Source organism: Bacillus sp. FSL R9-9834, from assembly GCF_038006905.1.
Taxonomy (GTDB): Bacteria; Bacillota; Bacilli; order Bacillales; family Bacillaceae_G; genus Bacillus_A; species Bacillus_A pacificus.
Window position 1 is genome coordinate 3,571,455 of record NZ_JBBOWD010000001.1, and the last position, 24,715, is coordinate 3,596,169.

22 protein-coding genes and 1 riboswitch are annotated in these 24,715 nt (G+C 36.2%); all 22 genes read right to left on the bottom strand.

The window, feature by feature from the left end:
* Nucleotides 1-39: 39 nt before the first annotated feature.
* A complete protein-coding gene (locus MKY00_RS18450) occupies nucleotides 40-951 on the bottom strand; it encodes a helix-turn-helix domain-containing protein (protein ID WP_000137481.1) in 912 nt (303 codons plus the stop codon).
* 21 nt (nucleotides 952-972) lie between these two features.
* On the bottom strand, nucleotides 973-1,758 hold the full coding sequence (locus tag MKY00_RS18455; RefSeq protein WP_000574107.1) for a DUF3388 domain-containing protein: 786 nt from the start codon (nucleotides 1,756-1,758) through the stop codon (nucleotides 973-975).
* Between the two features lie 139 nt (nucleotides 1,759-1,897).
* A complete protein-coding gene (locus tag MKY00_RS18460; protein WP_000114454.1) occupies nucleotides 1,898-2,146 on the bottom strand; it encodes a DUF3243 domain-containing protein in 249 nt (82 codons plus the stop codon).
* Between the two features lie 75 nt (nucleotides 2,147-2,221).
* Entirely contained in the window at nucleotides 2,222-2,935 is a 714-nt protein-coding gene (gene ymfI, locus MKY00_RS18465; RefSeq protein WP_000759611.1) for an elongation factor P 5-aminopentanone reductase, read from the bottom strand.
* Nucleotides 2,936-3,038: 103 nt separating this feature from the next.
* A complete protein-coding gene (yfmH, locus tag MKY00_RS18470) occupies nucleotides 3,039-4,325 on the bottom strand; it encodes an EF-P 5-aminopentanol modification-associated protein YfmH (RefSeq protein ID WP_016718297.1) in 1,287 nt (428 codons plus the stop codon).
* On the bottom strand, nucleotides 4,326-5,600 hold the full coding sequence (gene yfmF / locus MKY00_RS18475; protein WP_016718298.1) for an EF-P 5-aminopentanol modification-associated protein YfmF: 1,275 nt from the start codon (nucleotides 5,598-5,600) through the stop codon (nucleotides 4,326-4,328). It lies immediately after the preceding gene.
* A 199-nt stretch (nucleotides 5,601-5,799) separates the two neighbouring features.
* Nucleotides 5,800-6,759 (bottom strand): ABC transporter permease, encoded by a 960-nt coding sequence (locus MKY00_RS18480; protein ID WP_000008842.1) that lies wholly within the window; start codon nucleotides 6,757-6,759, stop codon nucleotides 5,800-5,802.
* Entirely contained in the window at nucleotides 6,760-7,818 is a 1,059-nt protein-coding gene (locus tag MKY00_RS18485) for an ABC transporter permease (RefSeq protein WP_001074499.1), read from the bottom strand. It abuts the gene before it with no gap.
* Nucleotides 7,811-9,343: an ABC transporter ATP-binding protein gene (locus tag MKY00_RS18490; protein WP_000456919.1), complete on the bottom strand. Its 1,533-nt coding sequence runs from the start codon at nucleotides 9,341-9,343 to the stop codon at nucleotides 7,811-7,813. Before MKY00_RS18490 ends, MKY00_RS18485 begins: the two co-directional genes overlap by 8 nt.
* A gap of 108 nt (nucleotides 9,344-9,451) precedes the next feature.
* Nucleotides 9,452-10,519, bottom strand: a complete 1,068-nt coding sequence (locus tag MKY00_RS18495) for a BMP family lipoprotein (RefSeq protein ID WP_000730592.1) — start codon at nucleotides 10,517-10,519, stop codon at nucleotides 9,452-9,454.
* A gap of 90 nt (nucleotides 10,520-10,609) precedes the next feature.
* Nucleotides 10,610-11,335 carry a GntR family transcriptional regulator gene (locus MKY00_RS18500; protein WP_000114176.1) on the bottom strand — a complete coding sequence of 242 codons (726 nt, stop codon included), beginning with the start codon at nucleotides 11,333-11,335 and terminating at the stop codon, nucleotides 10,610-10,612.
* A 233-nt stretch (nucleotides 11,336-11,568) separates the two neighbouring features.
* Nucleotides 11,569-11,670, bottom strand: a riboswitch (purine riboswitch).
* 203 nt (nucleotides 11,671-11,873) lie between these two features.
* Nucleotides 11,874-14,255 (bottom strand): DNA translocase FtsK, encoded by a 2,382-nt coding sequence (locus MKY00_RS18505; RefSeq protein ID WP_001118800.1) that lies wholly within the window; start codon nucleotides 14,253-14,255, stop codon nucleotides 11,874-11,876.
* A gap of 211 nt (nucleotides 14,256-14,466) precedes the next feature.
* Nucleotides 14,467-14,670 (bottom strand): YlzJ-like family protein, encoded by a 204-nt coding sequence (locus MKY00_RS18510; protein ID WP_000605027.1) that lies wholly within the window; start codon nucleotides 14,668-14,670, stop codon nucleotides 14,467-14,469.
* Entirely contained in the window at nucleotides 14,667-15,416 is a 750-nt protein-coding gene (tepA, locus tag MKY00_RS18515; protein WP_000139814.1) for a translocation-enhancing protein TepA, read from the bottom strand. Before tepA ends, MKY00_RS18510 begins: the two co-directional genes overlap by 4 nt.
* Before the next feature lie 102 nt (nucleotides 15,417-15,518).
* The gene (locus tag MKY00_RS18520) at nucleotides 15,519-17,189 is read right to left on the bottom strand and encodes a ribonuclease J (RefSeq protein WP_000823085.1); all 1,671 of its coding nucleotides are present in this window, start codon (nucleotides 17,187-17,189) and stop codon (nucleotides 15,519-15,521) included.
* Between the two features lie 765 nt (nucleotides 17,190-17,954).
* A complete protein-coding gene (dapA, locus tag MKY00_RS18525; RefSeq protein WP_000564761.1) occupies nucleotides 17,955-18,833 on the bottom strand; it encodes a 4-hydroxy-tetrahydrodipicolinate synthase in 879 nt (292 codons plus the stop codon).
* Nucleotides 18,834-18,844: 11 nt separating this feature from the next.
* Nucleotides 18,845-20,077, bottom strand: a complete 1,233-nt coding sequence (gene dapG, locus MKY00_RS18530; RefSeq protein WP_000692473.1) for an aspartate kinase — start codon at nucleotides 20,075-20,077, stop codon at nucleotides 18,845-18,847.
* 23 nt (nucleotides 20,078-20,100) lie between these two features.
* A complete protein-coding gene (gene asd / locus MKY00_RS18535; RefSeq protein WP_000414848.1) occupies nucleotides 20,101-21,147 on the bottom strand; it encodes an aspartate-semialdehyde dehydrogenase in 1,047 nt (348 codons plus the stop codon).
* 150 nt (nucleotides 21,148-21,297) lie between these two features.
* Nucleotides 21,298-21,897 (bottom strand): dipicolinate synthase subunit B, encoded by a 600-nt coding sequence (dpaB, locus tag MKY00_RS18540; RefSeq protein ID WP_001049480.1) that lies wholly within the window; start codon nucleotides 21,895-21,897, stop codon nucleotides 21,298-21,300.
* Nucleotides 21,894-22,796 carry a dipicolinic acid synthetase subunit A gene (dpaA, locus tag MKY00_RS18545; RefSeq protein WP_000954733.1) on the bottom strand — a complete coding sequence of 301 codons (903 nt, stop codon included), beginning with the start codon at nucleotides 22,794-22,796 and terminating at the stop codon, nucleotides 21,894-21,896. The genes dpaB and dpaA overlap by 4 nt, the downstream gene beginning before the upstream one ends.
* A gap of 237 nt (nucleotides 22,797-23,033) precedes the next feature.
* Complete coding sequence (locus tag MKY00_RS18550; protein WP_016718300.1) at nucleotides 23,034-23,285, bottom strand: YlmC/YmxH family sporulation protein; 252 nt, start codon at nucleotides 23,283-23,285, stop codon at nucleotides 23,034-23,036.
* Nucleotides 23,286-23,411: 126 nt separating this feature from the next.
* Nucleotides 23,412-24,653, bottom strand: coding sequence for a M16 family metallopeptidase (locus MKY00_RS18555; RefSeq protein WP_000592994.1), 1,242 nt, complete (start codon nucleotides 24,651-24,653; stop codon nucleotides 23,412-23,414).
* Nucleotides 24,654-24,715: the final 62 nt, after the last annotated feature.

A 24,715-nucleotide genomic window follows, 5' to 3' on the forward strand; every position in this document is an offset into this window, starting at 1 on the left:
ACATTTGTTCATTGAAAAAAGTCATCGAAGCGATGACTGTTATTGTGCAGGTTGCTCTATCCCTAGATTTTTAATCAAGAATTTTTGATGATAATTCTCTTCTGGATTCAACGGGAATGTAACGACTTGGCCATTTAATTTAAATTCAACATTCGGTGCACTTCCTATATTAAGGTTTACCACTTTCGCTGTTGATAAATCATATTTTTGAGTTTGACCTTCCTCTATTGTTCCACTAAAGATATCATTTCCTGCCTCATTTTTAATACCTACATAACTTGCGCCTTTTGTTGTAATTTCTAGTTCTAACGTTTTATTATTATGAATTTCCAAAGTGGATTCCTTACCAGTTGTCCCAATTACTTTGATTTCTTGTTGTCCCGTTTGTTGCGCTGGTTGTTCTTCTTTCTTTGGCTCTTCTTTTTTCGGTTCTTCTTTTTTCGGCTCTTCCGCTTTCACTTCATCTTTTTTCGTATCTAACGGAGAGTTTTCCGCTTTTTTAACTTCAATTTTCTCGCTTTGAGCATTCGGAACTTTCTCATCATCTTTTCCAGTCAACGCTTGGAAAACAAACCAAATTACTACTCCAATTGCAATAACTAACAGCGCAACTAAGATTTTTGGCATATGATCTGCAATTGGCCATGATGAAGACTTTTGCATTGTTTCTTGCGTTTTTTGTCCAGTTGATACTTGTGGAACGTCACGTTTTTCAGATTGCGGTATCGTACTCTGATATTCCACAAGCAGTTCTTCTCCATTTAATCCAACCGCATCTGCGTATTGTTTAATGAATGCACGCGCATAAAAAGCTCCTGGCAATACATCATAATTGCCTTCCTCAATCGCTACTAAATGGCGTTTTTGAATTTTTGTAATCTCATGCAGCTGATCAATAGACAAGCCTTTCGTTCCTCTTGCTTCTTTCAGCTTTTGTCCTAATTCTGTCACTACTAACACCTCAATATTTCTTTAAAAGTCAAACATAGAGAAATTATTTTGCGTACCTTGCTCAATTTCATCTACTAAATTATATTGAATCTCTTCATCATAATCGTTACGCAACTCGATAATATAATCAAAATCATCCAATGTGTATTCTGACTGACTCACAAATACGTCAGGATGTTCCACAACTTTCGTTGCAGGCAATCTCATAATTTCACGAACAAGCTGCCAATGCCTTTCGTTAGCACGCTTTGTTGACACGATTCCATCTAAGATGAAAATATTGTCGTCGCTATACTCATCTTCAATCAATTGACTACGAACAGTTTGCTTAATAAGAGTAGACGATACAAATAACCATCTTTTATTTGCACAAACACTTGCGGCAACAATGGATTCTGTTTTTCCAACACGAGGCATTCCTCGTATACCAATTAGCTTATGGCCTTCTTTTTTCATTATTTCAGCCATAAAGTCTACAAGTAACCCTAATTCATCACGCACAAACCGAAATGTCTTCTTATCATCTGCATCTCGTTGTATGTACCTACCATGTCTAACCGCTAGCTTATCTCTTAGCTTTGGCGGACGATATTTCGTTACCGTTATGTTATCCATCGTATTTAAAATTGATTCAAGTCTAGAGATTTGCTCTTGATTATCACACATAAGGAGTAATCCACGCCTTGCATTATCTACACCATTAATTGTGACAATATTAATGCCGAGCATACCGATTAACGAAGAAACGTCACCAAGCAAGCCAGGTCGGTTTTTATGTATTTCATATTCAAAATACCATTCAATCATCCAAGATCACTCCCCTTGCTTACTTTACACCTACGTACTATATTATATGATTTCACCTTAATAGGGAAGCTAAATGTATAATCTATCCCTTTCAATTATTATACAAAAAAAATAGAGAGGAGAATCTCCTCTCTATTTTTTACTTATGTTGTACAAACTTTACCATTAAGTTTGCGATTGTATGTTGCTCTTGTTCGTCAGCAACTTTCCAAAGCTCAGCTAATAGTTTCTCTTGATCGTTGCGTGCTTCTACTTCATTCGCTAAATAGTCACCAACACGAAATGCCATATCTGATACAGCACCACCATCAAGACCTTTTCCTTGCGCTTGCTCTAAACGTTCTCCTAAAAAGCTCTTCCATTGATCAAAATTATCTAAAACTGACATGTGTAAGCACCTCACTACTTAGTAATAGAATCATGCTTAATTTGTACAGTTTTTCATTTTTTATGTAAGAAATTTTTAACAATGCCAACCGCCGTTCACTCCGATAATTTGTCCCGTTATATAAGATGCACCTGGAGATACAAGAAACGACACTGTTTTTGCTACTTCTTCTGGCAATCCCAGCCTACCTAACGGAATCTCTTCTGCAATTTCATTCTTATCCTCTTCTGAAAATACGTTTAACATTTCCGTTTCAATTGCACCTGGCGCCACCGCGTTCACCCTTATTCCACTTAATGAAACTTCTTTTGCTAAAGCTTTCACATATGAATTTTGCGCACCTTTTACCATCGAGTAAAGCACTTCACATGATGCACCAATTTGTCCCCATATAGATGATACAAGTACAATATTACCGCTTCTCCGCTGAATCATTGAAGGCAGTGCCATTGATAATAATTTATAGATACTCTTCACTTGAAGTTCTACCATATCATTCAATTCATCGTTCGTTACATCTGTTACGAGTCCAAATATACTCTTCCCAGCTGCATATACGATAACATCAAGAGGATGTTCAATTTGTTTCCACAATTGCTCTGCCCCATCAGTAGAAGCTAAATTCGCTTGAACAGGAATTACTTCATCCCATTCTTTCTGCAACTCATTCACTTTCTCTTCACTGTTATTATAATGAACATATACTGTATATCCATCTTGAATTAATTGTTTCGAAATAGCAGAGCCAATCCCTCCGCTTCCTCCAGTTACTAATGCATACTTTTTCATACTATTCCTCTCTTATCTCAAAAAAATCTTTTCCCCACAAATAAATAATACCCTCATCTTACAATTTATCAATGATAAGATGAGGGTATTATTGTGAAACCTTTTATTTTTTCGGTAATACTTGACAAACGCTCATTTTTTCTTCTGATAATAATAATTTTGCTACTTCTTGTAAATCTTGAACCGTTAAACTTTCTAATACAGTCAATGCATCAAACAAACTCGATTCATTAAACGCATATCGTGTAAATTGATTTGCAATATATTCTGGTGAATTCAAGGAGCGTAAAAAGCCACCTATTTTCTTTTTCTTTACTCGTTCTAATGCCGCCTCATCTAATTGATCATAATTTGTATTTAATAAAATACCTTTCAAACGCTCTTCCAGCTCATCAGGTTGCTTCGTATCGCCGCCAACCATTGCAAAACCGAAGTTATTCTCTTCCGTATAATCATACGAGAACGAATCATCAATAAGCCCTTCATTATATAAAGATTCGTAATGAACAGAACTTTTCCCAAATAAATAATCTAAAAGTAGCGTAAGCGCAATTTCTTGTTTTAAAAGGGCTTCCCCTTTTTCTTTTAAGTTTGTCGCTTTAATACCAACTAAACATTTCGGTGTTTGTACAGGCATTGAAATAATTTTCTTCTTTTCATTTACCTCATCTGGTTCTTCTTCGAATGAACGGATTATTTCTGGTTGATTTTTATAATCTTTTTTCGCTTGATTTTCACGTATCAAATCCATCGTTTTCTCTGGATCAATTGCCCCTACAACAAACATTAACATATTGCTTGGATGATAAAACGTTTCATAACATTCATATAGTAGGTCTTTCGTAATTTTACTAATAGACTCGATCGTACCCGCAATATCAATTTTAATCGGGTGCTTTACAAACAAGCTATCAATTAACCCAAAATATAAGCGCCAATCTGGATTATCTTGATACATTTGAATTTCTTGCCCAATGATACCCTTCTCTTTTTCAACTGTTTTTTCAGAAAAGTAAGGCTCTTGTACGAAATTTAACAATGTATTTAAATTTTGTTCTACATTTGATGTACATGAAAAAAGGTAAGCTGTTCTTGTGAATGATGTGAAAGCATTTGCCGATGCCCCTTGTTTACTAAACAATTGGAAGGCATCGTGATCTTCTTTTTCAAATAGTTTATGCTCAAGAAAATGAGCAATCCCATCAGGCACACGAATCATCTCTTCTTTACCTAGTGGTACGAACGTATTATCCACAGAACCATATTTTGTCGTAAACGTTGCAAATGTTTTATTAAATCCTTGCTTCGGTAAAATATATACATCTAATCCATTAGGAAGTTTTTCATAATAGAGTGTCTCTTTTAATTGCTCATAAACAATCTTCTCCATTTATTCTCCCTCCGTTCCTTGTAAAAAGTAAATTGTATCTAATTCAATATTTTTAGCAACTTTCACAATCTCTTCTTTCGTCACACTTTCAATACCTGTAAGCCATTCTTCAACCGGACGGGTACGATCTGAAATAATACCATGATACAGCATTTCCACAAATCCGCGCGGTGTATCAATTGCTTCTAATATTTGATTTCGAATAACACTTTTCGTTTGATGCATCTCTTCTTCAGAAAAATCACCATTTTGCATTGCAAGCATTTGCTCTTTAATAATCTCAACCGCTTTTTCATAATTTTTCGCTTCGATTCCTGACATGACAAATAATAAACCTTTATGACTTTCAAAGCGAGATGCTGCATAGTACGCTAAACTATTTTTTTCACGAACATTAACGAATAACTTCGAATGAGAAAATCCTCCAAACAATCCATTGAACAATTGCAGTGCAAAATAATCTTCATCTTTATACGTAATAAACGTACGATAACCGATGTGTAATTTACTTTGTTTTAATTCTTGTTTTTCCACAACTTCTTTTTCTTCATTATTTCTCTTATGAAGAAGTACATTTCTTTCTCTCGCAGGACGCGCTGAAATAGAAAAATACTTACTTACAAGATCCACTGCGTTTTCTGAAATATCACCAATAATGTATAGATCCATTTCATCCTCTGCTAACACTTTTTGATAATATTGATACAAACTTTCATTTGTAATAGAAGAAACACTCTCTTTTTTCCCATTTACGCTTAAACGATACGGTTCTACTTTGCACATTTCTTCAATTAAACGCTCGTTTGCATAACGCATTTTATCATCATAAGTCGCTTCAATTCGTTGCAAGAGCGCTCTCTTTTCACTTTCCACGATAGAAGGTAGAAAACCATTCCCCTCTGTCGCTGGATGCAAAACGATATCAGATAACATAGAAAGCGCTTTTTCAAATAACGGTGGTGCATCATGTAAATATACTTCATTTGCAATGTCTACATAAATAGAGATGATATGGTCTTCTCCTTTTTTACTTACATCTACTGCCAAAGAAGATCCATATAATTCTTCTAAATATTGACGAAGACGAATTACAGAAGGAAGCTTTTCTGTCGCACTTTGCAATACGTATGGCAATAGGGCACGCTCTGTCACCGTCTCCTCATTTAAAGGTGCTTTCAAACGAAATACAAATGTATTTGTTTTATATTTATCAGTTGGAATAATATGTACTCGTAAACCACCTAGCTCATGTAACTGTTGTTCCATCAGTTTCATTTATAGCCCTCCTTTACGTATATAGGAATATTCCTCTTCAATATACAGTTTTTAGAAATAAAAAATCAACTTTTCTTCCTCACTATACTTACATTAGGCCCTTTCTAAAAACTGTAATATGTAAGGAACATAGTAAAATTCCGTATTAAATATAGTCTATGTAAAAAAGCCCGCACTAATGTGCGAGCTTTTTTTATACTTATCGTTTTCCTTTTTCATAAGGAGTTCCTAATGCTTTCGGAGCTTCAGAACGACCTACAAAACCAACAAGCGCTAATATTGTGAATACATACGGTAATATCGTTAAGAATACACTTGGAATTTCTTTTAGTACTGGAATTGTACCACCTGTTATTCCTAATGATTGAGCAAATCCGAAGAACAGAGCCGCTCCAAGAGCACCGAGTGGATTCCATTTACCGAAAATCATTGCTGCTAACGCTAAGAAACCTTGTCCAGTAATTGTAGCACCTGAGAAGTTACCAGAAATCGACATAGCGAAGACCGCTCCACCAACTCCTGCAAACATTCCAGATATAGCAACTGCAATATAACGCATTTTATATACGTTAATCCCCATCGTATCCGCTGCCATTGGATGCTCACCAACCGCACGAAGACGAAGACCGAACGGCGTTTTATAAATGATATACCAAACGACAAACGCTAAAATAATAGCAATATATGATGTTAACGGTACATTAGAGAAAAAGATTTTTCCGATTACCGGAATATCCGAAAGACCCGGAACATCGATTTTTTCAATGCGGTATTGAATGAAATCAGTTTGTCCTTTGCCAAAGATTTTCTTAATCGCAAATACTGTTAAACCAAGTGCTAAGAAGTTAATTGCTACTCCGCTTACTACTTGATCTGCACGGAATGTAATGGATGCTACTGCGTGAAGAAGTGCAAACAATCCACTACCAATTGCTGCAAATAATAATGCAATCCAAGGAGTCATCGACCCCCACGTATCACCCATTAATAACGTTGTAACAATACCAATAAATGCACCAAATAACATTAAACCTTCTAACGCTATATTTACAACTCCAGAACGTTCACTGAACACTCCACCTAACGCCGTAAAAATAAGTGGCGCTGCCGTATATAACGTACCCGTCACAAGAATGGCTAAAATATCTAAAAAGCTCATTTATTTCCCCTCCTTGCTCATGCGTGTAAGTGCCCAGCGTAAAACATAACTGCACGCTACAAAGAAAATAATACATGCAATAATAACGTTAATTAACTCCGAAGGTACATCTGCTTCGAAATTCATTTGTGGTGCTGCACTTTTCAAACCACCAAACAGTAAAGCTGCTAATAGTATACCAAATGGATTATTTCCGCCTAAAAGTGCTACCGCAATCCCATCAAATCCAATACCAGTAAACGAAGACATTGCTGTCATACTTTGGAATGTCCCTAATCCTTCCATAGCTCCACCAATTCCTGCAAAAGCACCAGCAATTGTCATTGATAATACAACATTACGCGATACTTTCATTCCTGCGTATTGAGAGGCATTTTGGTTAAAACCAACCGATTTTAATTCATACCCTAACGTTGTTCTATCTAATAAGAACCACATTACAATCGCAATGATAATAGCCACAACAATTCCCCAGTGTAAACGAGATCCATCTGTCAATGAAGATAACCAATCAGAAGCTAACGAAGCACTTGCTTGTACGTCATAAGATTTTTCATTACCTTCGTGGATAAAACGTTTAATAAGATCATACGTAACATAAAGTGCAATGTAGTTCATCATAATTGTAACAATTACTTCATTTACTTTAAGTTTCCCTTTTAAATATCCAGGTATAAACCCCCATAAACCGCCGACAATTGCTGCCACTAAAATAGATAACGGAATATGCAAAATTGCTGGTAACGACACTGCATATCCAAACCAAACAGCAGCAAGCCACCCAACTAATAATTGTCCTTCCACTCCAATATTGAAAAGACCTGTACGAAATGCAAATGCTACTGAAAGACCAGCTAATACAAGCGGAATCATTGTACGCAACGTCTCACCGATAGCTTGTGGATTGCCAACCATCCCTTCCCAAAGCGCGGCATATCCAACAATTGGATCATATCCACTAACTAACATTACAATGGCACCAACAAGTAAACCGAAAACTACGGATAACACAGGTACTAAAATATTAATTGTTCGTTCTGTTAAAAATTTTTTAGCCATTTGTGTTCACCTTCTCTTTCCCTGTCCCGCCGGCCATTAATAATCCAAGCTGTTGTTCATTTGTTTCTTTCGCATCGACAATCGCTACAATTTTCCCTTCATATATAACAGCCACTCGATCACTTACATTTAAAATTTCATCCAGCTCTAAAGATAAAAGTAATACTGCCTTACCATTATCTCTCTGCTCAATTAATTTTTTATGAATAAATTCAATCGCACCTACATCTAAACCACGTGTTGGCTGTGCTGCAATTAATAAATCTGGATTACGATCTACCTCACGTGCAATAATTGCCTTTTGTTGGTTTCCACCAGATAGAGCGCGAGCTAACGTTTGTTCACTAGGTGTACGTACATCAAACTGTTCAATAAGTGCTTTCGCTTTTTCTGTAATTTTACTAAAATTTAAAATCCCTTTCTTTGAAAATGGATTTTTATAGTATGTTTGTAAAACAATATTGTCCCGAACAGAAAAATCGAGAACAAGTCCGTGTTTATGACGGTCTTCAGGAATATGACCAATCCCCTCTTCTGTTATTCTTCGAACAGGCCAATTCGTTATTTCTTTTCCTTTAATTGCAATAGAACCTGACTCAACTTTTCGTAAACCAGTAATCGCCTCTATTAATTCACTTTGACCATTCCCATCAATCCCTGCAATCCCAACGATTTCTCCTGCACGAACAGTTAAGTCAAGGCCTTTTACAGCAGGTAACTTGCGCGTATCATGAACAATTAGGTTTGCAATAGATAGTACTTCTTCCATTGGTTTAGCTTCTATTTTTTCTGTTTTAAAATTCACTTGACGTCCGACCATTAACTCTGCAAGTTTATGCTCATCCGTTTCCGCTACATCAACAGTACCAATCCCCTTACCTTTACGAATAATTGTACAACGATCGCAAACTTCCATAATTTCTTTCAACTTATGTGTAATAAGGATAATAGATTTCCCCTCTTGCACAAGCTTTTTCATAATTTGAATCAACTCATGAATTTCTTGAGGAGTTAACACCGCGGTTGGCTCATCAAATATTAAAATCTCAGCACCACGATAAAGAGTCTTTAATATTTCAACCCTTTGCTGCATCCCAACAGAAATATCCTCAATTTTCGCATGTGGATCAACAGCCAAACCATACTGTTCAGATAATTGCTTAATTTCTTTTGCCGCCTCTTCAACAGCAATTTTCCCGTTTTTCTTCGGCTCATTTCCAAGAATAATATTCTCTGTAACTGTAAAATTATGAACAAGCATAAAATGCTGATGGACCATCCCAATACCAAGGTCATTTGCTATATTCGGATTTGTAATTTTTACAGGTTTTCCTTTAATTTTAATTTCACCTTGTTCTGGTTGGTACAAACCAAATAGTACATTCATCAATGTGGATTTCCCTGCACCATTTTCTCCAAGTAAAGCATGTATTTCTCCCTGTTTTACTTGCAGCGTAATATCATCATTCGCTACAATGCCTGGGAATACTTTTGTAATATTGTTCATCTCAATTACGTATTCCATTTTGTTCCTCCTTTTAGCAGGGAACACTCCCTAATTACACTCTATTAAAAGTATTTATATATATGCAAAGGTTAGTTCTACGAACTAACCTTTGCTATTTCTCTATTATTATTTCTTTAGAGAAGCTTCATATGTTTTATATTCTTCGTCAGTTGCAGGGACTTTAATTTCACCGTCAGTGATTTTCTTCTCAAACTCTTCTACTTTTGTTAAGATTTCTGGATTTACTTTTTTCACATTGTCAGTAGTTTTCGCAATACCAACACCGTCATCTTTTAATCCGAATTCTTCTACTTTACCGCCTTTTAATTTACCATCTTTCGCTTCTTGTGCTACTTTTGCTACTGCAATATCAACACGTTTTACCATTGATGTTAAAGTTACGTTTTCAGGCATACCTTCTTGATTTTGGTCACGGTCAACACCGATTACCCAAACGTTTTCACCTTTTTTCTTACGGTTTTTCGCTTCTGTGAATACACCGTTACCAGTTGCACCTGAAGCATGGTAAATTACGTCAACTCCACCACCGTACATTGCTGAAGCTAATACAGAGCCTTTTTCTGGTTTATCAAACGCATCAGCATATTGTGATACGATTTCGATATTTGGATTTACTGCTTTTGCACCAGCTTTAAAGCCTGATTCAAATTTTGTAATTAATGGGCTTTTTACACCACCAACAAACCCAACTTTATTTGATTTTGTCGTCATCGCTGCTACAGCACCAACTAGGAATGAACCTTCATGGTCTTTAAATGTAATACTTGTTACGTTCGGCTTCTCTACAACTGTATCTACAATCGCAAATTGCTCTTTTGGATATTGTTCAGCTACCTTTGCAATTGATTTTTCCATTAAGTAACCAATACCAAATGTTGTGTTATAATGATCTTTCGCAAATTTCGTTAAATTCGGGATATAATCCGCATCTTTACTAGATTGAAGATAACGATATCCTTCATTTTTCTTTAAGTCATTGTCTTTACCGAACTTCGTTAAACCTTCCCAAGCTGATTGGTTAAATGATTTGTCATCAACGCCCCCAACATCTGTAACCATACCAACTTTAAACTCTTTTTTGTCGCTACTCGCTTTATCCGAGTTACCACATGCACCTAACACCGCACTTGCTGCTAATGTTAATGATAATAAAAGACCTGTTTTTTTCTTCATACTAGAAACCCCTCCTGAAATGATTTGTCTATTTTTTTATACGCTGCTGTCCCTAACTTCTTGCTGTCACCTCCCTAAAAAGGAACTCACCTACATACGTTTTCTTAATACGTGGAAGCTAAACTTATCAGCTCTAAAATAATTGATAGAATATAAGATTGGCTCATCATTTTGATCATAGTGCATTTGTTTTAACACTAGCAGTGCCGTTTCCGGTTCACATTCCAAAATCGGTGAGATTTTCGGATGATAGCCAATCGGCTCAATGTGAGCAACTGCGTATGTGATACGTTTGTGCGTATTGTTATGTATCACTGTAAGCAATGATTCTTCGTTGTATCCCGATAAATCTGGCAATATCTCTTTTGCAAGTTTATCGATACAATATACAACAGGTTCCCCATCTGCTGTACGCACACGCTCAATCATCACTGCATTAAAACCATCTTCACTATTAAACTTCTCTTTTTCTTCCTCTGTTAAACTTGTTGTAGATGATGATAAAAAGATAGTTCCTGGTGTTTTCCCCACACTAGAAATCATATCTGTAATACTAGAAAGTTGTTCAATCCCAGAAGAAAATAACGGCTTTGCATTTACAAATGTTCCTACACCATGTCTGCGAATGACAACATTTTCTTCTTCTAAAATACGCAGCGCTTCCCTTAAAGTCGCTCTACTTACGCCAAGTTCTTTCGCTAAATCAAACTCTGATGGTAACTTTTGTCTTTCTTTGTAAGCCCCATCTTTAATTTTTTCTTTGATGTGATCAATCACCCGTAAATATAGGTGACGACTATCGGATTTTACTGACATAAGACTCCCCCGCATTTCAATTATTCGACCTCTGATGTAAGACTTCTTTTCTCTTTTTTCAACTTACAACATAATAAAAATTGCTAAATACTAAAAACAGGCATAATTGTCGAATAAATATTAATAATTTTTTAAGATGAAATTTTCACTCTTTACTGCATAAAAAAAACTTTGCACCACAAACATTCCTCATAGCGAGAAAAAGTTCGGCACAAAGATCTCTTACATCCTTTGTTACACACTTTTCCCCTCATAGTCTAGCAATTCATGGTTGCCAGGTAGAAACTTATGGACCTTATCTCCAAGATTATATGAGGCAGTGATTCTTTTCGAAGTAATCTTACCACTTGCTCCCATACGTGTCAACAAAATTTAACAATTTTCTACATTAAATATCGAACGTTCACAAAAAACCACACCAAAGTATTCGTATTCTAAAGAATCGCCTTAAATGTAAGCCCTTTCTTTATTGCTGAATATAGTATATAACAAAACCAGCATATAAAAAAGCCTAATTGTAAAAACAATTAGGCTTTTTTTATGAACTTTTTTCTTGTACATCATTAATGAGCACTTCACGTGGTTTACTACCTTCATACGGACCTACTACACCATTCATTTCCATTGCATCAATTAAACGGGCAGCACGTGTATAACCAACTCTAAACCTACGTTGTAACATAGAAACCGATGCTGTTTGCATTTCCACTACGAGCTGAACTGCTTCATCATATAATTCATCTTCTACTTCCTGCTTCGTATCAGGAACATCTTGCGGAATCATATCTTCTTGATATTGCGCTTTTTGTTGACCAATAACATATTCTACAACTCTCTCAACTTCATCATCTGATAAAAACGCACCTTGTACACGTACGGGCTTCGATGCACCAATTGGTATAAATAGCATATCTCCACGACCTAGCAGTTTCTCTGCACCACCGCCGTCAAGAATTGTACGAGAGTCTGTTTGAGAAGATACAGCGAATGCAATACGTGATGGAATATTTGCTTTAATAACTCCCGTAATGACATCAACTGACGGACGCTGCGTTGCAATAATTAAATGAATACCGGCAGCACGAGCCATTTGTGCTAGACGCATAATCGCATCCTCTACATCCGATGAAGCAACCATCATTAAATCTGCTAACTCGTCCACAATTACGACAATATAAGGTAATTCGGGTTGTTTCGCTTCTGATTGATTATTATGCTCTTTTATATAGTCATTATATCCTTCAATATTTCGCGTGCCACTATGAGCAAATAATTCATAACGGCGCTCCATTTCACTCACAACTTTTTTCAATGCTTGCGATGCCTTTTTCGGATCCGTTACAACTGGTGTTAACAAATGAGGCACACCGTTATATACATTTAACTCTACCATTTTCGGATCAATCATCATTAATTTTACTTCATGTGGTTTTGCACGCATTAAAATACTAACAATAATACCGTTAATACATACACTTTTCCCGCTACCTGTCGCACCTGCCACTAGCAAATGGGGCATTTTATTTAAACGGGCTAATACAGCTTCACCTGTAATATCTCGTCCAAGACCTATTAACAACTTCTCTTCCGGATGATTGTTAGCTTTAGAATCAAGAACTTCTCTAAGCGTTACCATAGAGACTTCTGAGTTCGGAACTTCAATTCCTACAGCTGATTTCCCGGGAATAGGCGCTTCAATACGAATGTCTTTCGCCGCTAACGCAAGTGCTAAATCATCACTTAAACCGACGATTTTGCTTACCTTTACTCCCATATCAGGATACACTTCATATTTTGTAACTGCAGGACCTCTATGTACTTTTGTTACTTTCGCTTTCACTCCAAAACTTTGGAAAGTACGTTCTAATTTACGAGCATTCTCATAAATTTCCGCATTTTCATTTGTAACTTGCTTATTCTTTGGAAATTTCAATATATCAAGCGCAGGAAGCTTGTAATCTTTATTTTCTACATTTGAAAATTGCATAGGAGGTGCTTGTGTTTCCCCCTCTAGCGATTCAACGATTTTTTCTCCACGCTTTTTCTTCGGCTCTTCAACTGGTGGAGCCTCTTCAATAAACGGTGAAGTGATTAACTCTTCTTCCTCTACTTCAATTCGTTTATCCTCTTCTTCATTTACAGGATAATTCTCAGTGAAATTCGAAATAATCGGAGGATCAATTGAGATTTCTTCCATCGGCTCAATAATTTCTTCATGTTCTGCAGCGCGTTTGCTCCTTGTGCTTCTTGTTGTTTTTTTCTTTTCTGTTTGTTCAGCCGTTCTTTTGGCTCTCCAATCTTTATAGTCCCCTTGCATCACTTGAAATTGACTTCTAAGAATTCTGCCAACTGGAGCTAACACTTCTCCAATATGCTTATTTGTTATACAAAGTATACCGAGAATAACTAAAATAATACCAATAATATAAGCTCCTACTTCGTCAAATAAGAAGTAACAAGTCGCGAACATAAGTGCACCAAACATGCCACCACCTAAATGAACGCTATCTGGCCCTTTTTTCATTTCAAGAAAGAAATTATCTTTCGTACTTACAATAACAGAAGTATTTTGCACTGCTCCATCTTTCGTAAGAAGGTTAAATAATGTAATATGACTAAACATTAATATCGCCAATACTATTAAATAAAAACCGATTAACCGTTTATTTAAAAGGTTCGGCCATCCACGTTTTATAACGAATGAAACGGATAAAGCTATTACACCTAACACACCAATTATGTACCACTCACCAAAGAAGAAGCGAAAAAATAACACAAACGATTTTCCTACAACGCCTAGCTGTAAAATCGTAATGATTGAAAGTGCAAAAAGAGTTAAACCGACGATTTCATAATACAAAGTTGGCTTTATCGTACGTCTTGTCTTTGCCTTCGTCCCTCTTTGCTTTTGTTTTGCCATTTCTTCACCTCGTGATCTACATATAAGTAAAACTTCCTAAAAAACTCTGCTTATATGTTTGTTTTCTCTATTTTTTCAGGTCTTTATATCTTCTATTTTTACACTTCTTGTAAAATGTTAAATAAACAGAAGAAAGCAGCCCTCTCATGGCTGCTCAACCGTCTTGTTTTTTATATTATACCATAGCTTCTAAACAAAATCCTTCTTTTTGCTAAAAGGTTATTTTCTGTCCCGGCTCAAACTCTAAGTAGTGAAGCGGATCCGTACTTAACACGCGTACAATAGAATAATACCCATGTTCTTCTTCTGAAACCATTAATTCAACACCATTTATATTTACGACTTTTTGACTTTCACATTGCGAATAATCGGCTGGATACACGAGTTGCTCTGGCATAATTGTATATAAAATCATTGTAACATTGTCCCTTCTGCATGATCATCCGCGCGACCATCTATTAATTCGTTTAATTTTCGAATCGCATTTCCGATACCACCGACATCATCTATAAGACCATACTTCACTGCATCTCCACCAATTACATTCGTACCAATATCTCGCGTCAAATTCCCTTTCGCAAACATAAGCTCTTTAAAACGATCTTCCGTTACTTTCGAATGCTTCGTCACAAAGCGAATGACTCTTTCTTGCATTTTATCTAAATACTCAAATGTTTGTGGCACACCTATAACAAGACCTGTTAGACGAATCGGATGAATTGTCATCGTCGCAGTTTCTGCAATAAATGAATAGTCTGTAGAAACGGCAATCGGTACACCGATAGAATGCCCTCCACCTAAAACTAAAGATACTGTCGGTTTTGAAAGTGAAGCGACCATCTCAGAAATTGCTAGCCCAGCTTCAACGTCACCTCCAACTGTATTTAACACTAAAAGCAAGCCTTCAATTTTCGGATTTTGTTCAATCGCAACAATTTGCGGAATAATATGCTCATATTTCGTTGTTTTATTTTGCGGTGGCAACTGAACATGACCTTCCACCTGTCCAACAATTGTTAAACAATGAATACGTGATTCATTCATTTGCGGTACATTCGTTTGTCCAAGCTGCTGAATTTTTTCCACTATTGAAGCTTCTTTTCCGGTTTCTTTCGGCTCAGCCTCTTTCTCTTCATTTGTATAACGATCACGTTCTGTCATATCGCATCCCCTTTCACTCGTATATAACTAGTATTTCTTAAGTTATAAATTTCATTCGATAGAGTGAAAAAGAAAAAAGATCACCCGTAAAGGTGATCTTTTTTATACTTCCATAATAATCGGTAAAATCATAGGTTTTCTCTTCGTCTCTTCGTACAAGAACTGTCCTAATAATTCACGAATATTTTGTTTTAACATAGACCATTCAATTGAATATTCTTTAATTGATTGCTCAACAATCATACGTACAATCTCTGTAGAACGGTCAATTAACGCTTCTGATTCACGTACATATACAAATCCACGTGAAATGATTTCTGGACCAGAGATAATTTTCTTTTCATCTTTACCCAGTGTTACAACAACTACTAATATTCCATCTTGAGATAACATTTTTCTATCTCGAAGAACGATATTACCAACATCACCTACACCTAATCCATCAATTAACACATTGCCAGCTTGCACTTTGCCAACTAAGTTCGCTTCATCGTCACCAAAACCAATTACATCGCCTTTTTCTACAATAAAGATATTTTCTCTTGCAATACCTACATCTTCAGCTAAGTATGCATGTGCTTTTTGCATACGGAACTCACCATGTACGGGTACAAAATATTTCGGTTTCATTAAATTTAACATTAATTTTAATTCTTCTTGGCTACCGTGACCTGAAACGTGAACTTTTCTTTCACCGTAATAAACAACTTCAGCTCCCGCTCTAAATAACAAATCAATAATTTTCGATACAGATATTTCATTACCTGGAATTGGAGATGCCGCGATAATAACCGTATCACCTTTACGAATTGAAATTTGTTTATGAGCTTGCTTTGCCATTCTAGAAAGGGCTGCCATCGGTTCACCTTGGCTACCTGTCGTTAAAATAGCTACCTTTTTCTCTGGGAAATTGTCTACTTCTTGTAGTGAAATAACCATACCTTCTGGAACATCTAAATAACCAAGACGTCTTGCGATATCTACCACTTTCACCATACTACGTCCTACAACCGCTACTTTTCGTCCTGTTTCAGCAGCTGCATCAAATACTTGTTGAATACGATGTACATTCGATGCAAATGAAGCAACGATAATACGTCCTTCTGCACCGTAGAACACTTTAGAAATTTCTACACCAACTTCTTTTTCAGAACCTGTATAGCCTGGACGCTCAGCATTTGTACTATCAGATAATAAGCATAGAACGCCTTCATTTCCGATTTGAGCCATTTTCCCAAGGTCTGCTCCACTATTTCCAATTGGAGTTTGATCGAATTTAAAGTCTCCCGTATATACGATTGCACCTTTTGATGTATGGAAACAAACACCAACAGAATCTGGAATACTATGTGTTGTTCCAAAGAACGACACCGTTGTAGTATTAAATTCTACTGTTGAATTTGAATCGATTGTTTTTAAATCTACACGGCCTAACATACCCGCTTCGCCAAGTTTTTCTTGTATAAGTCCTACCGTTAATTTCGTTGCATACACTGGAATTGATAATTTACGAAGTACGTAAACAATGCCACCAATATGATCTTCATGACCGTGAGTAATAAATAAACCTTTTACTCGCTCTTGGTTTTCTACTAAATATGTAATATCAGGAATAACGATATCAATTCCAAACATTTCATCTCCCGGGAACATTAACCCTGCATCTACAATAAAGATTTCAGAATCAATTTCAACACAGTACATGTTTTTCCCGATTTCACCTACTCCACCAAGAGCAAATACTTTAACAGACTCATTCTCTTTTCTCTTCATGTTGTTGCCTGGTTTAAAAATCTTTCAAACACTGATTTCACTAAAATTGCAGAGACACCAGGGGAAACTCTACAACCACCATATATTCACCGTCCAAGACGAATGTCCTTACCGTTATGCGATATCATGTCCTTGTTTATTTTTTAAACCAGGTTTCACCTCTCTTTCATTATATAAATCAAATATCTTATTCGATATGATATGAAAATGTAATCAAATTATAATTTTTACCAATTTTGCTAAGCATACCCGTACTAAGCTACTTAGCCATATTATACCTGATACAAGAAATAGAACACAAGTTAAATCGTGCGAAAGAAAAAGGAAAAGAACGCATTCCCAACAAACTTATCGAACTGATGTCCTTTATATTTACTCCGATTTCGTACCCCATATCGTTTTGAAGAAATAGCTATAAATACTCTAAATTCATTTCATAATATAGATTTTCAAGACTTATTTTTCTAGAATTGAACAAAAAACTTATAAAATGAAGTTTTTTTTATGAATTACGTCATATTTGAAGCAATTTATCCGAAAAATAGAATTGGTATTTTAATACGTTTATACAAGTGTTCATTCTATAATAACTATGACTTTTTAATTCTTTTAAAGGGTTACGATTATTTTCTTTTACATGTTGCAATATATAATGAAAAACCAGTTAATGATCTTATAAAAACATATATAGGTAAGATAAGAAAAGAGAGGAAAAGACTTTCATACAAATAAAAAATGACCTAGTTCTACACTAGGTCATTTTTATTAACGAGGGATAGATTGCATAACAGATTGTAACGTTACTCTTTCTTCTTCTGTTAACGGAAGAAGTGGTAAACGTACAGAACCTACATCTAATCCAACCATTTGTAATGCTGTTTTTACTGGTGTTGGGCTTGGCGCCATAAATAATGAATCCGTTACTCTTACAAGTAATTGATGTAATTTTTGCGCCTTCTTAAATTCACCTGCTTGGAACGCTGCAATCATTTCTTGCATTTCATTTCCGATAACATGAGATGCTACAGAAACGATACCTTTCGCTCCAACTGCCATAGCTGGTAACGTTAAACCGTCATCACCGCTGTATACTGCAAAGTCGTCCGCTGTTTTTTCAATGATTTCTGTCATTGTTAACACATCGCCGCCTGCATCTTTAATCGCAACAATGTTTTCTATTTCTGATAAACGAACAACTGTATCAACGGAGATTTGTACAATAGATCGTCCTGGAACGTTATATAGCATAACCGGAAGTGGCGTGCTTTCAGCAATTGCTTTAAAGTGCTGATACATTCCTTCTTGACTCGGTTTGTTATAATACGGTGCTACTAGCATTACTGCATCAACACCAACCTCTGTTGCTTTTTTCGTTAAGTCAATAGAAGCATGCGTATTATTGCTACCTGTTCCAGCGATTACGGGCACCCTTTTATCGACAACAGATACGACATGGCGATATAACGCTACTTTTTCTTCTGAAGTTAATGTAGGAGATTCTCCTGTCGTTCCTCCTACCACGATTGCTGTTGTACCGTTATCAATTAAATAATTTACCAATTTCGTTGTCTTTGCAAAATCGATATTGCCGTTTATATCAAACGGTGTTACCATCGCGGTTGCAATTGTCCCAAAATCTATCATGGTCTCACTCCTTATTGTTCCAGTTGCTTTTCTTTTGAAAGCTCAAACGCACTATGTAATGCATTTACAGCCTCCACTAAATCAGTTTCTTTTACAAGAACCCAAATTGTCGTATGGCTATCTGCTGATTGCAGAATTTGAATACCTTTTTCAGCTAAAGCTGTAACGATTTTCGCAGTAACCCCTGGGTATCCTGCCATTCCAGCTCCTACAATAGATACTTTCGCACAATGCTCTGTCACAATTGGCTCATATCCAAGGTTTTGTAATAGTTCAACTGCACGATTTGATACATTATCACTCACCGTATAAGCTACCCCAGTAGGTGAAATGTTAATTAAATCGACACTGATTCCTTCATTCGCCATTTCTTTAAACACATGCTGCTGCAAATCATATGCTGTTTCTTTTGCAAGTACTTTAATTTGCGTCACATTTGATACATGTGCAATACCTGTAACAGGACGTTCTTCTACATCACGGCCTTTTGTAGCGCCGTCAGATGCTGAAATAAGCGTACCTTCACTATCAGAGTACGTAGAACGTACACGAAGCGGTACTTTTGCATGCATCGCAATTTCAACTGCACGTGGATGAACGACTTTTGCACCTTGGTATGCCATGTTACAAATTTCGTTATACGTTACAGTTTGAAGGTGACGTGCATCTTTTACAATGCGAGGATCTGCAGTCATCACACCTTCTACATCTGTGAAGATATCGATATATTCAGCATGAAGCGCAACACCTAAAGCTGAAGCTGAAGTATCACTACCTCCGCGTCCAAGTGTTGTCGTATCACCTTTTTTCGTTTGTCCTTGGAATCCTGTCACAACGATTACATCTACATTTTCTAGCTCTTCGTGTATACGATCACAATTCATTTCAATAATCTTAGCATTTGTAAAATCATCATTTGTTACAAAACCAGCTTGTGCACCATTTAATGCCGCTGCTTTTATACCGTTCTCATTTAACATGTTAGAGAAAACGATTGCTGAGATTAATTCTCCGCATGATAATAATAAATCTTGCTCACGATTAGAAATGTGAGATTCCTCTTGATTTACAAGACTTAACAACGTATCAGTTGCATATGGTTCACCTTTACGACCCATAGCAGATACGACAGTCACTACTTTATAACCCGCATCTAGCGATTTTTTTATATGATGAAGCGCATGCTTACGTCCATTTTCATCACGTACAGATGTGCCACCAAATTTTTGAACAATAATTTTCATATTTTGCACCTTCTCTTAGCCGTTTACACTAATTGTAATTTTACTAAGCGCTCTGCAATTTGAACAGAATTCCATGCAGCGCCTTTTAATAAGTTATCAGATACGACCCAAAGATGGAATCCTTTATCGTTATTTAAATCTTTACGAATTCTTCCAACGAATACTTCGTTTTTACCTACTGCAGTAGCTGGCATTGGATATAATTGCTCTTCTGGGTTATCTTGCAGAACGATACCTTCCGCATTTGCAAGTAAGTTCTTTAATTCCTCTACTGTTACGCCTTCTTTTTCTACTTCAATGTAAACAGACTCAGAGTGACCTGATACAACTGGTAAACGTACACATGTTGCCGCTACTTCTAGCTCTGGCATATGCATAATTTTTTTCGTTTCATTAATCATTTTCATTTCTTCAAATGTAAATCCATTATCTTGGAACTTATCAATCTGTGGAATCGCGTTGAAAGCAATCGGGAAATGTTTCTTATCACCTGATACAGGTAAAACATTCGCCTTTACTTCTTCACCATTTAAGATTGCTTGTGATTGTTCATGAAGTTCTTCAATCGCTGCCGCACCAGCACCTGATACAGCTTGATATGTGGAAACGATTACTCGTTTTAAACCATATTGCTGACGAACTGGCTCAAGAGCTACTACCATTTGAATTGTAGAACAGTTTGGATTTGCAATAATACCGTTATGTTCTTTTAAGTCGTTTTCATTTACTTCAGGTACAACAAGTGGCACGTTTTCTGTCATACGGAATGCACTTGTATTATCAACAACAATCGCACCGCGCTTTGCTGCTTCTGGCGCTAATTGTTTTGATACAGATCCACCAGCACTAAATAGTGCGATATCTACTCCTTCAAAACTTTCAGGAGTTGCCTCTTGAACTGTAAATTCTTCGCCTTTAAATACAAGTTTCTTACCTGCAGATCGTTTAGATGAAAGTAACGTTAACTTCCCAATTGGAAATTCTCGTTTCTCTAAAGTATTTAACATTTGTTCACCAACTGCGCCGGTTGCTCCAACTACAGCGACATGAAAAGTTTTTTGCTTTTCCATCACTATGCCCCTTTCTAGATACCAATCCTTCTATAACTTAGAATGAGAAGGAGTATACAATACCCCTTCTAATCTTAATAACGTTAATTTTATCATATTCTACAGTAAGAATGATGGTTTCATCGAAAATTGTCCGTTTTTTTTCGTTTTTTAATTCATATATCTGAATTTTTCTACGACAACCGGTTGCAATTGCTTCCCTTGCAGCGCTTCTAATACTGTATCTTCCAGTAACTCCATGCGAGCTACCATTGAATTTGGTTTTTTCTCTGGTGCATCTTGACCGAATGGGACGAAGTAGATGTTTTTTGTAGCCATTAGGCGCATGAGATTTACCCCATTAAGCCCCAACGCATCATTCGTCGAAACAGCCAATACGACGGGCTTACCATTTCTTAGCGTCGCTTTCGCTGCCATTAATACCGGAGAATCTGTCATTGCATTAGCAAATTTACTCATAGAATTTCCTGTTAGTGGTGCAATTACCATACAATCTAGTGGAATTTTAGGTCCTAGCGGTTCTGCGCCAACGATTGAATTAATCGCTTTAAAACCTGTTACTTCTTCAATCTTTTTAATCCACTCTGCCCCTTCTCCAAATCTCGTATTTGTTGATTGAACAGTGTAAGAAACAACTGGACGCACTTCAGCTCCCTCAGCAATTAACTTTTCTAAATGAGGCATTACTTCTTCGTACGTACAATGTGAACCAGTAAAACCAAACCCTATTCTTTTCCCTTTTAAATTCATTCCCCATTCTCCTTTCTTGCGATTACATCTTCTGCTAATAACTGAGAAAGAACGTTCGCTAAAATTTGTCCTGCTGTTTTTGGAGCAACAATACCTGGTAATCCAGGTGCTAACAGCGCTTTAACTCCCCTTTTTTCCGCATATCTAAAGTCGGTACCACCTGGTTTAGAAGCTAAATCAATTACTAACGTATGAGCTGGCATTTTTGAAATGACATTCGCTGTCACAACGAGATGAGGAATTGTATTAATGACAATATCGATATCCCCTACTTCTTTCTCAATGTCCTGCATATGAAAAGGAGAAAACATCATTTCTGTAATACGTGCAATATGTTCTGATCGTCTTGCTCCAACTTTGACATGGGCTCCTAATGATTGAAATGCTCTGGCAACGCTCATCCCTGTTCTACCAAATCCTAAAACCATTACATTAGAACCATGAATTGTATAGTCGGTATGTTGAATTACCATCATTAATGTACCTTCTACAGTTGGTATAGAATTGTAGATTGCCACATCATCACGATCAAATAATTTAATTAGTTTACGGTTTGTAGTAGATACGAGATTTTCCAAGTAAGGCGTACCAATACCTGAATATATAGTAAAATGTTCTGGTGTATTTTCAATTTGTTCTTTCGTTATAGAAACTTTTTCATTTGAAAAAATAGTATCTACTTCTCCCTTGGCATTTGTACCTGCAACTGGCAAAATAATTGCATCTACAGAAGTGAAATCTAAATTTTGTATACTTTCTTTTGCTGCCCCTGTGAAGCCATGGTCTAACTGATCAAACCCTATCAATGAAAGTTTCGCATCCAATTCAACGAGCTTGCGAATTACTTCTAGCTGTCTTGCATCTCCTCCTATGACAGCAATATGCATCTCAGTCAACATTCCCTAATTCACCTTCTTTTTCTGTCATTTATAAGAAAAGTGCCTACTTTTTCTTTTTCCTCCACATCATATGTAATGTACGAGTTTTAGGTGATTGAAAAACAAAAAGCACCCATCATGTATCCCCCTATTTGTATGCAGGAAGGCCCCACCTCAAAATTCGGCGTAGGAAAAGACATTATGTTGGATTTTGCTCTGAGTAAAATGAACAAAAAAGATGACCAAAATGGCCATCTTTCACTTCGAATTTGAACGATTTGTAATATCGCAAAGAATCATATCATGACCCACTTTTTTTATTTGACTCCATGCGACTCTTATTTCTTGTGGTTCCTTTTTAAAACCTCCCCATTTCCCAGCAGGTATAATAAGAGCCTGTATTTGTCCATCCTTCTCATCAATCTCTAAATCCACATAGCCTAAAACCCCCATTTTTTCTGCTCTTTCTAAATTAACAATTTCTTTCCCACTTAGTTCACTTAATCGCATACTCTCTCCCCCTACCCAAATTATTCATTTAAGTTATCCATAATTAGTACCTATTCTATATACCCACAAAAAATAACCGTATCTCATTTAAAAGAGATACGGTTATTTTTAAATCATATATAGTAATTACAGTTTTATTCCTTTTGGAAGTTTTCCATCTGGACTAATTAATGCTGCAGAAAATTCATCTGTAAACATGTTACGAATTAACTCATCTACATTTTCTTTTGTTACCGTGTTTACACTTTCAATAATCTCATCAAGTGAACGGTGCTTACGAAGTAGCAATTCATTTTTACCATTACGGCTCATACGACTATTCGTACTTTCTAAACTTAACATTAAGTTTCCTTTTAATTGCTCTTTACTATTCATAAGCTCTTTTTCTGTAATACCTGTATTTTTTAATGTTTCTAATGTTTCTTGCATTGTTTCATACAGTGTATCTAATTGTTGGCTACCTGTTCCACCATACAGCGTTAACATACCTGTATCTTCATAAGAAGAATGGTAAGAGAATACTGAGTAAGCTAACCCGCGTTGCTCACGTACTTCTTGGAATAAACGGCTACTCATACTACCGCCTAAAACGTTATTTAATACAATTAAGTTATAAATATCTTCGTGTCCCATTTGTAAGCCTTTATATCCTAAACATAAATGAGCTTGTTCTGTTTCCTTTTTACGTGCTACCTTATTAAAATGGAAAATTGGGCTATGTACTTGTTCACGGTTTGTCGTTCCTTCATAACTACCGAAATATTGCTCTACTGTTTGTAAAAAGGCTTCATCAATATTTCCTGCAATTGATACAACTACATTTTCAGGTGTGTAATGATCCTTAATATATTGACGTAGCGTATCACCTGTAAACGTATTAAGCGTTTCTTCTGTTCCTAAAATAGGGTATCCAAGCGGATGCGTTTCATATGTTGCTTTCGTTAACATATCATGCACAATATCATCTGGAGCATCTTCGTACATTTTAATTTCTTCACATACGACATTCTTCTCTTTTTTCAGTTCTTCTTCATCAAATGTTGAATTAAAGAACATATCTGCTAATACATCTAGAGCATATTTAGCATGCTCATCTAGCACTTTTGCATAGTAACAAGTGTATTCTTTTGAAGTAAAAGCATTCACTTGTCCGCCAATGCTATCAAATGATTCTGCAATTTCACGTGCACTACGTGTTTCTGTTCCTTTAAAGAACATATGCTCTAAAAAGTGAGAAATCCCGTTATTTTTTTCATTTTCATTTCTTGATCCTGCATGGATCCAAATACCAATCGCAACCGATCTTACAGTTGGTATATTCTCCATAACTATTCTTACACCATTTTTACAAGTATATTTTTTAATCAAAAACTTTCCTCCTAATGCCAGTTTCTCTAAATAAGTGCTATTATTTAATGATAACAAGTTTA

Excerpts from the sequence above, each read along its gene's own strand:
- MKY00_RS18500 (WP_000114176.1), bottom strand. The coding sequence starts at position 11,335 with ATGTCAGTAAAATCCGATAGTCGTCACCTATATTTACGGGTGATTGAT.
- MKY00_RS18480 (WP_000008842.1), bottom strand. The coding sequence starts at position 6,759 with ATGAGCTTTTTAGATATTTTAGCCATTCTTGTGACGGGTACGTTATAT.
- MKY00_RS18495 (WP_000730592.1), bottom strand. The coding sequence starts at position 10,519 with ATGAAGAAAAAAACAGGTCTTTTATTATCATTAACATTAGCAGCAAGT.
- MKY00_RS18520 (WP_000823085.1), bottom strand. The coding sequence starts at position 17,189 with ATGAAGAGAAAAGAGAATGAGTCTGTTAAAGTATTTGCTCTTGGTGGA.
- MKY00_RS18550 (WP_016718300.1), bottom strand. The coding sequence starts at position 23,285 with ATGCGATTAAGTGAACTAAGTGGGAAAGAAATTGTTAATTTAGAAAGA.
- dapG (WP_000692473.1), bottom strand. The coding sequence starts at position 20,077 with ATGAAAATTATTGTTCAAAAATTTGGTGGCACATCTGTACGTGATGAA.
- dpaB (WP_001049480.1), bottom strand. The coding sequence starts at position 21,897 with ATGAATTTAAAAGGGAAAAGAATAGGGTTTGGTTTTACTGGTTCACAT.
- ymfI (WP_000759611.1), bottom strand. The coding sequence starts at position 2,935 with ATGAAAAAGTATGCATTAGTAACTGGAGGAAGCGGAGGGATTGGCTCT.
- MKY00_RS18510 (WP_000605027.1), bottom strand. The coding sequence starts at position 14,670 with ATGATTTTATATACAATTATGCCAGAGCAACTCGTGTATCCAGCCGAT.
- asd (WP_000414848.1), bottom strand. The coding sequence starts at position 21,147 with ATGGAAAAGCAAAAAACTTTTCATGTCGCTGTAGTTGGAGCAACCGGC.
- MKY00_RS18460 (WP_000114454.1), bottom strand. The coding sequence starts at position 2,146 with ATGTCAGTTTTAGATAATTTTGATCAATGGAAGAGCTTTTTAGGAGAA.
- dapA (WP_000564761.1), bottom strand. The coding sequence starts at position 18,833 with ATGATAGATTTTGGGACAATTGCAACCGCGATGGTAACACCGTTTGAT.
- MKY00_RS18505 (WP_001118800.1), bottom strand. The coding sequence starts at position 14,255 with ATGGCAAAACAAAAGCAAAGAGGGACGAAGGCAAAGACAAGACGTACG.
- MKY00_RS18490 (WP_000456919.1), bottom strand. The coding sequence starts at position 9,343 with ATGGAATACGTAATTGAGATGAACAATATTACAAAAGTATTCCCAGGC.
- yfmH (WP_016718297.1), bottom strand. The coding sequence starts at position 4,325 with ATGGAGAAGATTGTTTATGAGCAATTAAAAGAGACACTCTATTATGAA.
- MKY00_RS18485 (WP_001074499.1), bottom strand. The coding sequence starts at position 7,818 with ATGGCTAAAAAATTTTTAACAGAACGAACAATTAATATTTTAGTACCT.
- tepA (WP_000139814.1), bottom strand. The coding sequence starts at position 15,416 with ATGACAGAACGTGATCGTTATACAAATGAAGAGAAAGAGGCTGAGCCG.
- dpaA (WP_000954733.1), bottom strand. The coding sequence starts at position 22,796 with ATGTTGACTGAGATGCATATTGCTGTCATAGGAGGAGATGCAAGACAG.
- yfmF (WP_016718298.1), bottom strand. The coding sequence starts at position 5,600 with ATGAAACTGATGGAACAACAGTTACATGAGCTAGGTGGTTTACGAGTA.
- MKY00_RS18455 (WP_000574107.1), bottom strand. The coding sequence starts at position 1,758 with ATGATTGAATGGTATTTTGAATATGAAATACATAAAAACCGACCTGGC.